Source organism: Rubritalea marina DSM 17716 (assembly GCF_000378105.1).
Taxonomy (GTDB): Bacteria; Verrucomicrobiota; Verrucomicrobiia; order Verrucomicrobiales; family Akkermansiaceae; genus Rubritalea; species Rubritalea marina.
This window is the reverse complement of the sequence record NZ_KB899247.1, coordinates 71,182-85,689: the sequence shown is the minus strand read 5'-3', so window position 1 is coordinate 85,689 and position 14,508 is coordinate 71,182. Positions and strand designations below refer to the sequence as shown.

Annotated in this window: 17 protein-coding genes; 12 read left to right on the top strand and 5 right to left on the bottom strand. The window is 49.4% G+C overall.

Annotation, left to right across the window (positions count from 1 at the left end):
* Positions 1–7: 7 nt before the first annotated feature.
* The 3 genes from F454_RS0100395 to F454_RS0100385 all read right to left on the bottom strand — a co-directional run bounded on the left by F454_RS0100395 (position 8) and on the right by F454_RS0100385 (position 2,449).
* The gene (locus tag F454_RS0100395; RefSeq protein ID WP_156817052.1) at positions 8–763 is read right to left on the bottom strand and encodes a hypothetical protein; all 756 of its coding nucleotides are present in this window, start codon (positions 761–763) and stop codon (positions 8–10) included.
* Positions 764–946: 183 nt separating this feature from the next.
* Positions 947–1,456 (bottom strand): TrmH family RNA methyltransferase, encoded by a 510-nt coding sequence (locus F454_RS0100390; protein WP_018968637.1) that lies wholly within the window; start codon positions 1,454–1,456, stop codon positions 947–949.
* A gap of 99 nt (positions 1,457–1,555) precedes the next feature.
* Entirely contained in the window at positions 1,556–2,449 is an 894-nt protein-coding gene (locus F454_RS0100385; RefSeq protein WP_018968636.1) for a cation diffusion facilitator family transporter, read from the bottom strand.
* A gap of 127 nt (positions 2,450–2,576) precedes the next feature.
* On the opposite strand from F454_RS0100385, the gene F454_RS0100380 reads away from it, so the two are divergent.
* From F454_RS0100380 to F454_RS0100320, 12 genes are all read left to right on the top strand, one after another.
* On the top strand, positions 2,577–2,888 hold the full coding sequence (locus F454_RS0100380) for an ArsR/SmtB family transcription factor (RefSeq protein ID WP_018968635.1): 312 nt from the start codon (positions 2,577–2,579) through the stop codon (positions 2,886–2,888).
* A gap of 29 nt (positions 2,889–2,917) precedes the next feature.
* Positions 2,918–3,919: an ArsJ-associated glyceraldehyde-3-phosphate dehydrogenase gene (locus F454_RS0100375; protein WP_018968634.1), complete on the top strand. Its 1,002-nt coding sequence runs from the start codon at positions 2,918–2,920 to the stop codon at positions 3,917–3,919.
* A gap of 44 nt (positions 3,920–3,963) precedes the next feature.
* On the top strand, positions 3,964–5,187 hold the full coding sequence (gene arsJ, locus F454_RS0100370; protein ID WP_018968633.1) for an organoarsenical effux MFS transporter ArsJ: 1,224 nt from the start codon (positions 3,964–3,966) through the stop codon (positions 5,185–5,187).
* A gap of 93 nt (positions 5,188–5,280) precedes the next feature.
* On the top strand, positions 5,281–6,447 hold the full coding sequence (locus F454_RS15375) for a HupE/UreJ family protein (RefSeq protein ID WP_018968632.1): 1,167 nt from the start codon (positions 5,281–5,283) through the stop codon (positions 6,445–6,447).
* Between the two features lie 65 nt (positions 6,448–6,512).
* Entirely contained in the window at positions 6,513–7,763 is a 1,251-nt protein-coding gene (locus F454_RS13615) for an HD domain-containing protein (RefSeq protein WP_018968631.1), read from the top strand.
* A gap of 280 nt (positions 7,764–8,043) precedes the next feature.
* On the top strand, positions 8,044–8,553 hold the full coding sequence (locus tag F454_RS0100350; protein ID WP_018968629.1) for a GrpB family protein: 510 nt from the start codon (positions 8,044–8,046) through the stop codon (positions 8,551–8,553).
* A 45-nt stretch (positions 8,554–8,598) separates the two neighbouring features.
* A complete protein-coding gene (locus tag F454_RS0100345) occupies positions 8,599–9,294 on the top strand; it encodes a malonyl-ACP O-methyltransferase BioC (RefSeq protein ID WP_026292605.1) in 696 nt (231 codons plus the stop codon).
* Positions 9,295–9,364: 70 nt separating this feature from the next.
* The gene (locus tag F454_RS0100340) at positions 9,365–9,916 is read left to right on the top strand and encodes a MerC domain-containing protein (protein WP_169334280.1); all 552 of its coding nucleotides are present in this window, start codon (positions 9,365–9,367) and stop codon (positions 9,914–9,916) included.
* Between the two features lie 15 nt (positions 9,917–9,931).
* Positions 9,932–10,921, top strand: coding sequence for a CobW family GTP-binding protein (locus F454_RS0100335; protein ID WP_169334279.1), 990 nt, complete (start codon positions 9,932–9,934; stop codon positions 10,919–10,921).
* Between the two features lie 79 nt (positions 10,922–11,000).
* Positions 11,001–11,603: a ribosome biogenesis GTP-binding protein YihA/YsxC gene (gene yihA, locus F454_RS0100330; RefSeq protein WP_018968625.1), complete on the top strand. Its 603-nt coding sequence runs from the start codon at positions 11,001–11,003 to the stop codon at positions 11,601–11,603.
* Positions 11,604–11,677: 74 nt separating this feature from the next.
* A complete protein-coding gene (locus F454_RS0100325) occupies positions 11,678–12,835 on the top strand; it encodes a TlpA disulfide reductase family protein (protein ID WP_018968624.1) in 1,158 nt (385 codons plus the stop codon).
* A gap of 55 nt (positions 12,836–12,890) precedes the next feature.
* The gene (locus F454_RS0100320; protein ID WP_018968623.1) at positions 12,891–13,172 is read left to right on the top strand and encodes a hypothetical protein; all 282 of its coding nucleotides are present in this window, start codon (positions 12,891–12,893) and stop codon (positions 13,170–13,172) included.
* 3 nt (positions 13,173–13,175) lie between these two features.
* Here the strand turns inward: F454_RS0100320 and F454_RS0100315 are convergent, their stop codons facing one another.
* Both F454_RS0100315 and F454_RS0100310 read right to left on the bottom strand, forming a co-directional pair.
* Positions 13,176–13,634, bottom strand: a complete 459-nt coding sequence (locus tag F454_RS0100315) for a Smr/MutS family protein (protein ID WP_156817051.1) — start codon at positions 13,632–13,634, stop codon at positions 13,176–13,178.
* A gap of 51 nt (positions 13,635–13,685) precedes the next feature.
* Positions 13,686–14,411 carry a hypothetical protein gene (locus F454_RS0100310; RefSeq protein ID WP_205618967.1) on the bottom strand — a complete coding sequence of 242 codons (726 nt, stop codon included), beginning with the start codon at positions 14,409–14,411 and terminating at the stop codon, positions 13,686–13,688.
* Between the last annotated feature and the right edge of the window lie 97 nt (positions 14,412–14,508).

Here is a 14,508-nt window from a genome sequence, read left to right as displayed (position 1 = left end):
ACATAGACTATTTGTGTTCAGTCAATGGGCTGCTAACCACGAGTACATGTGAAGCGACTACGACGCTGGACACGTGCGGGGCATAGCGAGACGAATGCACAGGACTGTCTTGAGCATCGACCACCAAGCACGGACTTTTCTTGAGCCCTTTGTCTTCACGCGAGCAAATATCATTCGCCCAATAGTCACGCGTTGGCACACACAGTCGCCCTTCGCACATTCTTCCACCCCAAGGGTCGCAGTATTGAAACCCAAGCGAACGTTCCCCTTCCGACACAGCCGTCAGAGTCACGACATGGCTCGCAACCACACCCCAACGGTACCCACCTCTACGTTGGCTGATCTTTTGGAAACGTGAAAATATCAAAATCGGAGTGTAGCCAAATTCTAGCGATTGATGAGTCACCTTGAAGAAGTGCTCCGACAATGCCTGATAAGTATCTCCCTCGCTTCGAAACAACGAGATTAAGGTCAGCTTCGGTAGACCCAGTGAAGTGTGAAGCTCGTTGATTCCATCACGGAGGTCATCGGGGCGGATACCATTCTTCATGTCCCAGCGCCGCTTGCGATAAGAATAGGAAGAGAAACGTTTAAAGTACTTTCGATAATGCCACTGAAACCTCTCCTCTACCCCAGCGGGAATCGATTTAAAATGCTCCTGCCACGCGTCAGAACTTAAACGCTGCGCATTCATCAAGCTCACAATCCCACAGGTGTTTTCCTCCAGCTCCAGTTGGTCGTAGCATTCAAAAGCTTCACTCATGCAAAGCCCAATCAACCAAATCCATAGAATGCGTAACACCCCACCATTGGGCATCATTCTATGCTCAATAGAAAGAATATTCACCCAAGCATCTCGCGGATGCCACCAATGAGGCTACGACAGTAAGGAACCACCTAGCAAATCTCATCTCATGTAAACCAATTAATATAACACGCCTCAACTCTAGCCATCCGGGTAACAGGCACAATAGGCGTGTAGGCAGATACTCGTCGCCGTCGCTACATTGTAACTGTAAGGAAGCCCCCACACTGGTATCTCTACCACGTGGTCTAAGATATCTAAGGTTTCTTGGTTCAGCCCCTCGCGCTCAGACCCCACGACCAGCACCGTCTTGTGAGGGAATGGGAATCCCAGTAAAGGCTGAGAATTCGTAGTTTGCTCAAGCCCCACCAACTTGTAACCTTCCTGCTTTAATTTTCTCAAACTGGGAATGAGCGTCCTCCTCGTGGTGAGGTTGACATTCTCGGCCCCATCACGCGCTATCTTTGGATTGATTTTAGCATTGCCAGTGGCAATGACCTCGGTAAGCCCCAAGCAACCAGCCGTGCGGACAATCGTTGAAAGGTTCGCATGCGTTCGCAGAGGTGATAAAGCAATAATTAGCGGGCGAGCTTGCTGAAGTTTAGCCGGTGGCTTATGGCGAATGTGCTCAAACTTTTTAACTTCACTCATCAAAGCCTACCTCGTTCAAAGATCGAGGTGAACCGTTTCTCATTGTTATCATCTTTCCAAAGTAAGCATCGATCCAACAATAGATAGCAAAATAATTGTTTATTTACCGCCTCGGCGGTATTCGATCAAACACGGTTCGCCCTCCAACTCGATATCAACATTGATATGCTCTATTTTTAGGTCTTCGAGTAAGTCACTCACAGCGCATTTGGTTCGGTATATCTCCTCACGGGTACTACCTTCCTCCATCACAATATGCGTCGAAAACACATGATGCTCCCCCTCAAGCGTCCAGCAATGTGTGTGATGAGATCCCTTCACCCCCTTGAGTTTTTGAAGTTTCTCGGTAAAGGATTCCAGATCAAACCCTGCTGGCGCGCGTTGCAAGAAATACCCCAAACTTTGCTTCAAATTGCGTACCACATTCCACAAAATAAATAATGAGAGCATGATGGACAACAAGGGATCAATCTCAGGACGATCCCACACCATCAACAACCCAGCCCCAACCATCACAGCAATCCAACCAAGGACATCTTCAAATAAATGCCAGCGCGCCATTTTTTCATTCATCGTTTGACCACCACTCAACTTGTATACTGCTAGGCCATTGAATATAATCCCCAATACTGCCATGCCTAGCATTCCTAAAGCGTGGACTGGCTCAGGGTTCGCAAGCCGCTGCAGCGAGCTGAATAGAATGAATGCCAAACCAGTCAGCAACACCCCACCAGTCACCAATGAACCCAGCATCGAAAAACGCCTGTATCCATAGGTGAATTGATTATTCGCCCCCTTGGTAGAAAGTTTTTGCAAATACCATGCAACTCCCAGTGAAACGCAATCACCAAAGTCATGCACCGCATCTGCTAAGATCGCTATGCTATTGGTCCATAATCCCCCAATGACCTCAATCAAGGTGAAGATCAAATTGAGAAAAAACACCAACCTCAGACTCTGAGTAGCATCGTGGTGATGGTGGCTGTGTGACATCACCCTCTAAAGTATCCCACAATGTCACCAAGCTCAAAACTAATCCCCCACACCAATACGCATTCTGACACTTCTGTCACGCTTACCCATCTTGACATTGTTGCATGAATTCTATAATTCCAAGTTCATGGAATTGTGTGATGCAGTGAATCAGCTGGCAGCCTTAGCTCAGGAGACTCGATTGGAAATCTTCAGGCTCCTGGCACGCCAGAACCAATCAGGGTTGGCCGCAGGCGACATCGCAGAATCGCTGCAAACCCCAGCCAACACGATTTCCTTCCACTTAAAAGAATTAGTCACAGCTGGCATGATTCAATCACAGCGCGACGGGCGCCACGTCTTTTACAGCATCAAGGCTCAAGGCCTGCGCGATTTATTAGCATACCTCACCGAGGATTGCTGTGGAGGTAACCCAGAAATGTGTCACCCCATAAACTAAGTTTCCAAACTATTAATCACGATCATACTATGAAAAAAATTGGCATCAATGGCTTCGGCCGCATGGGGCGCCTCGGCTTCCGCGCAGGCTTTGACAACTCCGACTATCAAATTGTTCAAGTCAACGAGATAGGTGGCACACTAGAGACATCGGCACATTTGCTGGAGTACGATACCGTACACGGTCGCTACCAACGCGACATCTCGCACAGCGGTAACGAGATCATTGTGGATGGTCAAAAGGTACAATTTAGCCAACACAAAGCCGTTGCAGACGGCGATTGGTCAGCTTGTGATATCGTCATTGATTCCACTGGTGCACACCGCACCGTAAAATCCCTCGAACCCTACTTTGCACAAGGGGTGAAGAAGGTTGTTGTCGCAGCTCCAGTCAAAGACGAAGAAGCACTCAATGTCGTGATGGGGTGTAATGACGAGCTCTACGATGCGGCAAGGCACCGGATCGTGACAGCAGCATCCTGTACCACCAATTGTATCGCGCCTGCAATCAAAGTAGTTCACGAAAACATCGGAATCGTTCGTGGCACCATCACCACACTCCATGACCTCACCAACACGCAGGTGATTGTCGACGCCCCGCACAAAGACCTAAGGCGTGCTCGTTCAGCCGTCAATTCACTGGTACCTACCACAACAGGGTCTGCCACCGCCATTACCATGATCTACCCTGAGCTCAAAGGTAAGCTCAACGGCCACGCGGTACGTGTGCCACTCCTCAACGCATCTCTCACCGATTGCGTCTTCGAGCTGAGCAGAGAAGTCACCGTTGAAGAAATCAACGGACTCCTCAAAGCTGCTGCAGAAGGCCCACTCAAAGGCATCTTAGGCTATGAGGAAAAACCGCTTGTCTCAGCGGACTTCACCAATGACACCCGCTCGGGGATCATTGATGCCCCTTCCACCATGGTCGTCGATGGCACCATGCTTAAACTATACGTTTGGTACGACAATGAAGTGGGCTACGCGAACCGCATGATGGAACTCGTCGAGAAAGTCGCCCATTCTCTCTAAAGAAGTCCGAGACAATCGATCAAAGATAAGCCAATCGATACACCATGAACAAGTCGACCTACGCCTTGGTGACCCTCGCCTATTGGGTTTTCATGCTCACCGATGGAGCTCTGCGCATGGTGGTGCTGCTGCATTTCCACGCGTTAGGCTACTCGCCGGTACAATTGGCATTTCTCTTCCTGCTTTACGAATGTGCAGGCATCGTCACCAACTTGATCGGCGGCTGGGTTGGCTCTCGCTACGGTCTCAGGCGCACACTCTTTATCGGCCTAGCACTTCAAATTGTGGCTCTTTGTTCACTCACTGTGGTCGATTCTAGCTGGACTGGAGCACTCGCCGTCGCCTTTGTGATGGGCGTGCAGGCACTCGCAGGCGTTGCCAAGGACCTCACCAAAATGAGCTCTAAGAGCGCCGTGAAACTCATCGTCAATGACGAGCAAGACTCTGATGGAAAACTCTTCAAGTGGGTTGCGGCACTCACTGGCTCAAAAAATGCCATCAAAGGCGTGGGCTTCTTCGTCGGCAGCTTATTGCTCACAAGCTTGGGCTTCGATAGCGCACTCTACATCCTAGCTGCAATGCTAGTCGCGGTACTTGCTGCCTCGCTGATTTGGGTAAAAGGCAGCTTTGGCCAGTCCAAGAAAAAAACCAAATTCACCCAGCTTTTTTCAAAGAGCTCGGCGATCAACCGCCTTTCATTTGCCCGTTCTTTCCTGTTCGCCTCGAGAGACGTTTGGTTTGTCGTGGGCTTGCCGATTTTCCTGCACGATGTTCTTGGTTGGGATTTCTGGCAAGTTGGTGGATTCATGGCATTTTGGGTGATCGGATATGGTTTCGTGCAGGCCTTTGCTCCGAAGATCACCAAGAGCCGATCGAAAAATGCGCTGACCCTTTCACATACTGTGCATGCCGCAAAAGTATGGATTTTTGCTCTCTGCGGTATCTGCGCATTGATGGCTCTGGCCGTTAGCTACGATTTTCACCTCACCGTGACTTTGATCGGAGGCCTCTGCATTTTTGGTTTTATCTTTGCAATCAATTCCTCAATCCACTCCTATTTGATCCTCGCCTACACAGACAGTGATGATGTGTCACTAAACGTTGGTTTCTATTACATGGCCAATGCTTGCGGTCGTCTACTCGGCACTTTGCTATCGGGTGCCATGTATCTCCTAGCAGGACTGCCGGCCTGCCTCTGGACAGCTGCGGGACTCACCCTTGTGGCAGCGGTCAGTTCACTACGACTACCAGCCAAGCTTAACTCATAAGTTCGGCTCCCTGGTGGTGGTCATGGTTCAACGCTCGGGGCTCTATTCTTAGTTGCCATCTGTGGTTGCGGGGCTCAGCATGCCCCCACCATCATGCATTCACCATTGAAACGGTTTATCCTAGCATTTGTTAGCTACTGCGCGCTCATCCTCCCCACGCACGCACATGTGGTAGAACAGCTATTCCTAGATTTCCAAGCTGATGCAGAACGCTGGGAGATCGAGCTGCGCTTTGACGCAGGCTATGCCCTGCCTGAAATGCGAGCCAACCAGCAAGCACTTCAACCAAAATATGAATGGCTCGAGGCACAATCGCCAGCAGCACTCGAACGCCTCAAACAGGAAACCGAAAAGTACATTCGTGAATGTTTGTCTTTTGGATGGGAAACAAATCCCGACCAGCCGCCCCTCGTGCAGCCCTTCAGCACAAAGTACCCAGCTTGGGCCACAACGCCGCCTACCTTTGAGCAACGTTTCACCGATGTTGGCTATGCTTACTACAGTGTGATCCTTAAGGGAGTGCTACCAGATGAACCTGGTGGGCTTATTCTAAGCATCGCAGATGGTGATCACCCAGACTTCGTCCTGGGCTATGACCTAATGGGCGAAGACCGCGTACTCACCACCTTCCCTGGACAGTCAATTCTGATATGGAACCACGAGGCCTCAGTTCCCCCGATACAGGACAGCTTCTATCACTTCGTTCTGTATGGTTTTCGACACGTCATACCAGATGGCCTAGACCACGTTCTTTTCATCGCAGCGCTATGCTTCATCGCGCTGCAATGGCGACCACTTCTGGCACAATCTCTCATCTTCACCCTCGGTCACAGCATCACATTGGCTCTGGTAATCATCGATTGGATTCCAGCACCTAACGCCATCACTGGCCCATGGATTGAAGCCTGTATCGCCGCTACCATATGTTATGTGGCCATTGAAAACCTTCGCTCTACCAAGGTGCAACTGCACCGGCTACTCACCGTATTCCTCTTTGGTCTCATTCACGGCCTTGGTTTTGCGTCGGTACTCAGCGCTGGTATTCGCAACTCAAACTCCGTTGTTCTTCCTCTCATTGCAGCCAACCTTGGAGTAGAGCTCGGGCAAGTCGCGGTGATCGCTAGTATCTTTCTCCTGTGCTTCGCCATCCGCAACAGAACAGCCTACCTTTGGCTTCGTAAAGGCGCCTCGCTCGCGATCGCCGCGATCAGTGGCTACTGGCTCATCGAACGTGTCATACTCGCCCTCAACAGCTTCTAAAAAAACGAGGCTAGAGAACAAGTTTGGGTTGCCGCCAATAGGGGTTTCATGGCTACAATGCAGCTGTGGACTTACTTACCATTACCCAACTCAAACAAAACGCTGGCGACTCCCCCATTGCGGCTAGTGTGGATGCGCAGCTTCAATCTTGTGTGACTAAGACCACCAAATCGGGTAAGCCATATTTGGAGATCACACTCGCTGATGCCACAGACCAATTCACCCTCAAAATCTGGGAAAACCTTCCACAATTCCATAGTGCTCAAGACCTCCCTGCCGAATCCTTTCTGCGCCTGTCTGGTGACTGGACACAGAATCAATACGGATTGGATGCGCAACGGTGGGATTTTCGGCCACTCAATGATAGCGAGACGGCCGACCTACTCACAGGCGACCCAGAAACAAGTCTCCGCCAGCAAGTTGACTGGGATGCCATCGTAGCATTCTGTGACGCCATTGCCGATCCTCGATTACATGCTCTCACCCAACAATTCATCGAGCGTTATGCAGTCCAATTCCGCCGCACCGCTGCAGCTCGTAAAAACCACCACGCCCGTCGTGGGGGGCTAGTCGAGCACGTCGCGCAAATGATGCGCAGCGCTCAGGCTCTCTCCACGGTCTACCAAGACCTCAACCTCGACCTCCTGATCACAGGCATTCTTTTTCATGACTGCGGAAAAATGTGGGAAAATACCTACCCCGAAAACGGCTTTGCTCAACCCTACGATCTTCAAGGTGAGATGCTCGGCCACATTCCCTTGGGGATTGACTTAGCCAGCAGGCTTTGGACTGACCTTGAACAACAGCATGCAGCACAATGGAGTGAACTCTACCCGCTTAACTCAGAAGTTCGCATCCACTTACTTCACCTCATCGCTAGCCACCACGGCACCTATGAATTTGGTAGCCCCACACTACCTCGAACCCCAGAGGCTATCGTGCTGCACCACATCGACAACATCGATGCCAAATTTGAAATGTTCAAACAAGCCTACGAAGTTGCCCCCGAACTAGCTCCCAATATCCAACAGAAGCAATTCCCTCTTCCTGCCAATCTTGTGCAACCTCTGGCGCAGTTCCCTCATAACCAGAATCAGGCAAGCGACACAAATGATTCAGCTGTATCCCCCCCTCTCGAGGACAATACCAACGACGCAACAGCTCCTGAACACGCCCACACGATCGAAGCCGATCCAGCCCCGATCGCTCAGCAACCTACACCAATCAATGACGCAGCTTCTGGTCACGCCCCTGAGGATGAGGACCTAGATGAAGATGACCTCAACCACAAGCCCTTCGACGGACTACTGTTCTAACAAGATTAGTTCAAGCTCAGTCACCCCCATTGACGGTAGTGCGCATCACCTCCCAGCTGGTCCCTCTGTGTGATCAGCCGTGCCCCTAGAAATAGGCTCATTTTCAATAAATATAAGCCTCATTGACTATCTTATTACTTAATTCATTTCGGAGTAAATCCTTGATAAACCAACGTTTGAACCAAAATCTAGCAGATTGATATGTGATTAAATAACTTACATTCTTGATTTTTAAATCAATTTTCTGCATAGTACACGTTATCAATTGTTTGAACCTCCCATGCACATTAAAGCCCTCCCTTACGACCCAGCTTGGACACATGCTTTCGCAAGCGAAAAGCAACGTCTCATCGATCTAGATATACTCGGACTCGACGCGATTCATCACATCGGCAGCACAGCTGTTCCCGGCATCACAGCCAAACCGGTCATCGACATTTTATTAGAAGTTCGTGCCCTAGAATTGCTCGAGCTCCATCACAAAGACTTCAGTGCACTCGGCTACGAGGCCCTCGGAGAATTCGGAGTCCAAGGTAGGCGCTACTACCGCAAGATCGGAAAAAGTTTGAGCATTCATATTCACGCCTTCCAATCAGGAAACCCTCAGATCGTCAAAAACATCGCGTTTCGCGACTACTTACGCCAGCACCCCAAAGTGCGTGATTCATACAAAAGCATTAAAACGAGGGCCACGCACAAGAACACTCGAAGCAACGAGCATTATGGTGGCGGGAAACATGACTTCATCCAGCACCATGAAAAATTGGCGCTGAAGTGGTACCAATCCTGACACCTCTTCACTCCTCCCATGCACAAACAAACCCACCTCCCACCCATGCACACACAATTAGAACAAGTAGTTCCTCTCGGGCACTCACTTGGGCAATACCAGCGAATGTTCAAACTGACTGAGGACGACCTCAATAAGAAACTTTTGGGTGTCGCCGATGGCCCATCTAGCTTCAATGCCGAACTGACAGCAGCAGGCGGCCAAGTCACCTCAATAGATCCTATCTACGCCTACACTGGCGAAGAAATTGAATCCCAGTTTCAATCCTCATTCGACCCAGTAAGACAGCGACTCACTCCCAACCCTCAGGATTGGGACTGGTCCTTTCAGCCAGCCCCAGGGCTCATGCAAACTAGGCGCACGTGTGCCACTCGTTCATTTGTAGATGACTTTAAGCTTCCAAGCTCGACTGATCGTTACAAGGTGGGAGAACTCCCTCAACTACCAGTGAATACTGCGCAGTTCGATATCGCTGTGTGCTCTCACTTTTTGTTCTTTTACTCAGACCAACTCAGCTTCCAATTCCATATCGACGCCATCAATGAAATGCTACGCGTGGCCCGAGAAGTCAGAATTTTCCCCCTCACCACATTAATGCTGAACGTCTCACCCTATATCGAAGGTGTCTTGCTCAACTTCATCACTGAAGGGTATGAAGTACTCATTGAAGAGTCCGATTACACACTGGTGGACGGCTACAATCGTGTGATGACCATTCGACACAAAGGCTTTGCAAATTAGCACGAAGATAAACGCAACAATTATGCATTTACACTTGCGATGCTGATGCTTGCAGGTTAATTGCAACATTGTGAGCGAGCTGGTAGCAACAACGAAGTCAAAACACTGGAACGGTGATCACTGGGGGGCTTTTGCCTCAGTACTGTGTGCGATTCACTGTGCCCTCACCCCTGTTCTGCTGATCGCAATGCCTCACTTTGGTAAGATTTGGTCTCACCCGGCATCCCATTGGGGAATGGCTCTGATCGTCATCCCTCTGGTGCTCTCAATGACCATTAAAAACTTCAACAAGCACGGGCGTAAATGGGTTGTTGCAACTAGCGTCATCGGGGTCACTCTCATCATTCTTGGTGCACTAGCCCCATACTTTGAGTCCAGTATTCCAGGATTGAGTCTAGCACTCACGGAAGCATTCACTGTCCACTTAGGCTATGTGCCAGCAGAAATCTCAGCATGTGTGGACCAATGCTGCCCATCAATGCATGTGGATGACAGCAATATCAAAACTCTAGCGATCCCTCTCGCCAGCATCATTACCACACTGGGAGGCATTGCTTTAATCGCAACACATATTGGCAATCTCTGCGCCTGCAAGTGTTGCAACACAAAAGCATCAACATAATGATCCATGTTGGCGATGAAACAACTTGCTAAGATGATTAAGATGCGTCCCTGCGTCCTGATCTCAGGATTCCTTGGTGCAGGTAAAACCACCTTCCTTCGCAATACTCTGAAGTCGCTTGTCGAAGCCAAGATTGAAGCAGACGTCATTCTCAATGATTACTCAAATGCCGAAATCGATAGCGAAACCCTGAGAGACCATAGCTCTTCCGTCAAGGCACTCGCAGCCTCTTGCGCCTGCTGTGAAGGAATGGAGTTCCTCAATGACATGGTAGTCGAGGTGGCGAACTCAGATCATGACATTCTACTCGTCGAACTCAACGGAACGGCTGACCCTTTGCCGATTCTTGAGTCACTCACACTTTTGGAAGATCGCTTCAAGCTTCATCCACGCTGGCACGTCTGTGTGATAGACGCCCGTAGTTACGGCAGACGGTCTCACCACAACCGGCTCGAGCTCATTCAGCTGGAAACCGCCAGCCATTACTTCATTTCCCATCACGATGCAGTAGATGATGCTCGCCTCGCAAAAGTTAGAGCTAAAGTACAGGAACGCAACCCAAGTGCCGAAGAAATTGATTTCAAACATTTCAGTCAATCGGTCATTGAGATGGCCAGCCGCAAGAAACGCTGCATGGCTTCGAGTCCAGACGCAGCATCCACAGCGAAAGCAAAGCATCGCCCAGATCATCAACTAGCCCACGAGTTTACAGCCTGCCAATTCCGGTTACCTGAACCCATCGATCCAAAATTGATCGAAGCTTGGTTCAAGAGCCTCCCTGAATCAGTCATGCGCGCCAAGGCTCTGATCACTCCCACGCAGCCTGGTGATAGACGACTACTCTATGAAAGGATCGGCATGCAAATGCCCCCCAAACCTTACACCGTCTCGATGCGCTACAAGGTCCCCAGCTCTGCGGTACTCATTGGTCCGGACCTAGACCTTGAAGCACTCGCCCAGTCTGCTAGGTCAATGGTGGGTGATGCATGCGAACTCGTCCTGTAACCTTCTGAGTTTCTTCAAATTTCCCGAAGGCTGCCAATTTCCGCTTCACAGCACAGCGATACAAGCTCACACTCCCCCCATGCAAATACACAAAGCGGTTTTCAACACCAGTGCTCCTGACCTCGAATCTTGCCCAGATTCTGAGCTTAGAGAATTTGCATTTATCGGTCGCTCTAATGTCGGTAAGTCTTCATTGATCAACATGTTGACCAATCAACGCAAACCACTCGCTGATGTCTCAAAAACACCCGGGAGAACGCAATTGATCAATTTTTTCACCATCAATGATAAGTGGAGTTTGGTAGATCTTCCTGGCTATGGTTATGCCAAAGTATCCGGACAAAAGCGCAATCGCTTCAATGAGTTCGTATCCGACTACCTCCTAAATCGTGAAAAGCTTACCTGCGTCTTCATTTTGGTAGATTCACGACTCAGCCCGCAGACGCTTGACCTCGAATTCACACGGTGGTTGATGGAGTCTGAAATACCTTTCGTACTGCTCTTCACTAAAGCTGATAAAATGAAGCCCGGTGCAGTCCAACGCAACATCGATGCCTTCCATGATGCCATGAGCGAATGGTGTGATGGACTTCCCAGAACTTACGTAACTTCCGCTACCAAAGCACAAGGAAAGAAAGACATCCTAAACTTTATTGGACAAGCACTCGAAGCCACATTCTAACACACCAAAACATCTTCATGATGGTACAAAAAAGAAGTTGCAGATGTTTGTTAGCAGGTACAAGTTAGTAGCCTATGAAATTGCAATTAGCTCGCATGGGCACCCTATTTGCAGCCGGTATTTTAACCACTGCTACCACTCTCACACCTGAAGCATCAGCACAGGATACTGACAAAAAAGAAGCCAAGCAGAAAGTTGCCAGTCTGGATGTTGGATCTCAAGTACCCGAGCTGAAAGGCATCACCTGGCTTCAAGGAGACCCGGTAGCAACATTTGATGAGGCTGGCAAAGTCTACATGCTGGAACTCTGGGCTACCTGGTGTGGTCCATGTGTACAAATTATCCCTCACGTCAACGAACTACACCAAAAGTATGCAGACAAAGGACTCGTAATCGTTGGAATGAACGTCTGGGAGGACGATATCAATACTCCAAAAAAGTTTCTAGCAGACCAAGGTGATAAAATGTCCTACCGTGTTGCCTTCTCAGGCGGCAGCAATAGTGACTTTGCCAGCACGTGGCTCAAGCCAGCAGGAGTTCAAGGAATCCCCCACGCCTTGATTATGAAAGATGGGAAAATTATTTTCAAGGGTCACCCAGGAGGCATCAACCATGCGATGATTGAATCCATGCTCGATGGCTCATACGACCCAAAGAAGGCAGAATCTGAGTTGCAAGCGCAACAGAAAGCAGCGGAAGAACTTCGCGCTGAAGTCATGCCACTCTTCCAAAAAGAAGATTGGGATGGTGTTCTAGCCATCGCTGATTCCTTAGAGGACTCAAACCCAGCTAAGCTGCAACTCAAGATCACGGCGATTTCACAAAAGGGAGACTGGAAGGCCCTAACGGACTTACGCAGTGAGATAGTAAAACTAAATGACCCTAAACTCAATGTCTCAGAGCTCGACCAAAGCTCCGCACTAATGATGCCTGACAGTGAGGACGCCAAACCCTACGCTGCACTCGCACTTAAAGACCTTAAGCTCCCAGAAGATGCTGAAAGCCTCGAAGAAAAACTACACCTCACACTTGTTAGTTCTAGACTCAACTACCTTGCAGGTAACCTCGAAACGGCACAAAAACAAATCGACGCAACGATCGCGTTACTCGCTGAAGTCGAGCACCCACAAATGAAACAACAACTCGGCACCATACTTCCACTCGCCAAAGAAGCACTTTCAGGTGGTAAGTTCCCAAGCTTCATGGAACTCAGCAAACAGCTGGGACAATAGCAACTGCGGCCTATGCCAGAATTCTCAGAGCACGCCTATTGACGAATGTCTAGGCGTGCTTTTTATTTACATTGTGCCAGCAAAGAAGAAAAAACATACAATTCTCGTTGGTAAAGCGCTCATTAAGGAGGTGAACCGCAGAATTCGCTTGGCTCGCGCGCATTGGGACGCACACAACAATAAAGCCTGCCGCAGAGAAAGAGATCGCGCTATCGCTCTCTATGAAACGCTCAGCGCAGAAGAGAAAGAGAGAGTCCCGCAGGTGCTCAGAGTCTGGCTACGCTACCGCAGCGAGAAATACTTTGGACAGCATCGCACTCCTCCGAAAAAGCCTTAACATCTAGTGCTTTTTCTGCTGGGCTAAATCAAACCAATTCTCACTGGGTGATTTTGAGCTACTGAGTGATTCATGCTTAAAATACACTTCATTCGCCAACTTTTTACTACGTCCCTTATTCAGCCAGATCAAACTCACCCCAGGATTTGATTGATCCTTGGCAAAGCGCGCATCATGAGTCTCCGCTAGATGACGCATGAGAGAAATGGCACGCGGCGCAATCACCGAAACCCCAGAGCTTGCACCATAACCATGAATCACCCGCAACGCCTTACAGCGCATTTCAATCGCTGTGCGTAAACCCAGAATAATAAACTGTTCAGCCTGATCCCAGGTCTCTCCATGGTGAGCAACATCAATCTCGTGGATTGCTCCCCGTCCTTGAACCTCACGTGGTGTGCCGCACTTCGGGCACTGAGAAGCGTCTCCCATCGGAAAACTACATTGGATACATTCAGCCATAGCTGTCAATTTTGAAGCCAAGAACTAGCCAAGTAGAACCAGGTTCGCAACTCAAAAACCCCAGCGGACTCCGACACCACCGTGTACAAAATCCTTCAATAAGGCGTCACCATCTAAGTCTTCGTTGCGCCCAACTTGCCAGTTTGAAGTCACATGGCCAAACACCGCCCAGCCATCCCTGAGGTCGTACTCCACAGTCGCACGCAGAGCTAGATGGTTTGCACCATCATGTCCTTCAGGAATATACCCCTGGTTCACCCCCATAAACGCGGCTATATTCCCTGCGACCTTTTCTCCCAACTCAATATCTTTCTCAACAGCCAACTCAATGAAGCTACCTTCGGCTAAAAACGAGTAATACGCATCTGCTGCTACAGTTAGCTCCAGAGGCAAATCTACAAGAGCTAGCCCAAGCCCAAGTTCATTGTCTGACTCTGAGGCGAAGGGAAATTGGAAACGCGTGTATGCAAAATAATACTCTAATTGTTCATACTCTCCGGCATAACCAAGGCTAAGCTGCAATTCATCGTAGTCACTATCAGGAGACCATCCGTACCAAATTCCAGTGAACAAATGATTCCAGCCCAAAGCAAACTCAGCCATGGCTAGTGAATCGCCGTCTAAGGCGTCTCGGCCTTCAGACCAATAATGGCTATCCCACGCCAATACCGCCTCACCTTCAAAGGAACTGCCGCTTAGCTCATAACCCACAGGTTTGATCGTGTCAGGCTCATCAGCACACAACTGAGAACCCACCATGAATAAAGACGTTATCAAGCCAGGGAAAGTAGATCGAAATGGCAACATAAGGATGTGAATAAAACTTTAGAAAACTCTAAACACAATAAATAACAGAATCCACCCTAAATCCACT

Bases quoted from the DNA above. Each gene is read 5' to 3' on its own strand.
- arsJ (WP_018968633.1), top strand. From the start codon at position 3,964: ATGAACAAGTCGACCTACGCCTTGGTGACCCTCGCCTATTGGGTTTTC.
- F454_RS0100380 (WP_018968635.1), top strand. From the start codon at position 2,577: ATGGAATTGTGTGATGCAGTGAATCAGCTGGCAGCCTTAGCTCAGGAG.
- F454_RS0100315 (WP_156817051.1), bottom strand. From the start codon at position 13,634: ATGGCTGAATGTATCCAATGTAGTTTTCCGATGGGAGACGCTTCTCAG.
- F454_RS0100395 (WP_156817052.1), bottom strand. From the start codon at position 763: ATGAGTGAAGCTTTTGAATGCTACGACCAACTGGAGCTGGAGGAAAAC.
- F454_RS15375 (WP_018968632.1), top strand. From the start codon at position 5,281: ATGCATTCACCATTGAAACGGTTTATCCTAGCATTTGTTAGCTACTGC.
- F454_RS0100385 (WP_018968636.1), bottom strand. From the start codon at position 2,449: ATGTCACACAGCCACCATCACCACGATGCTACTCAGAGTCTGAGGTTG.
- F454_RS0100335 (WP_169334279.1), top strand. From the start codon at position 9,932: ATGAAACAACTTGCTAAGATGATTAAGATGCGTCCCTGCGTCCTGATC.
- yihA (WP_018968625.1), top strand. From the start codon at position 11,001: ATGCAAATACACAAAGCGGTTTTCAACACCAGTGCTCCTGACCTCGAA.
- F454_RS0100375 (WP_018968634.1), top strand. From the start codon at position 2,918: ATGAAAAAAATTGGCATCAATGGCTTCGGCCGCATGGGGCGCCTCGGC.
- F454_RS0100390 (WP_018968637.1), bottom strand. From the start codon at position 1,456: ATGAGTGAAGTTAAAAAGTTTGAGCACATTCGCCATAAGCCACCGGCT.
- F454_RS0100325 (WP_018968624.1), top strand. From the start codon at position 11,678: ATGAAATTGCAATTAGCTCGCATGGGCACCCTATTTGCAGCCGGTATT.
- F454_RS0100350 (WP_018968629.1), top strand. From the start codon at position 8,044: ATGCACATTAAAGCCCTCCCTTACGACCCAGCTTGGACACATGCTTTC.
- F454_RS0100345 (WP_026292605.1), top strand. From the start codon at position 8,599: ATGCACACACAATTAGAACAAGTAGTTCCTCTCGGGCACTCACTTGGG.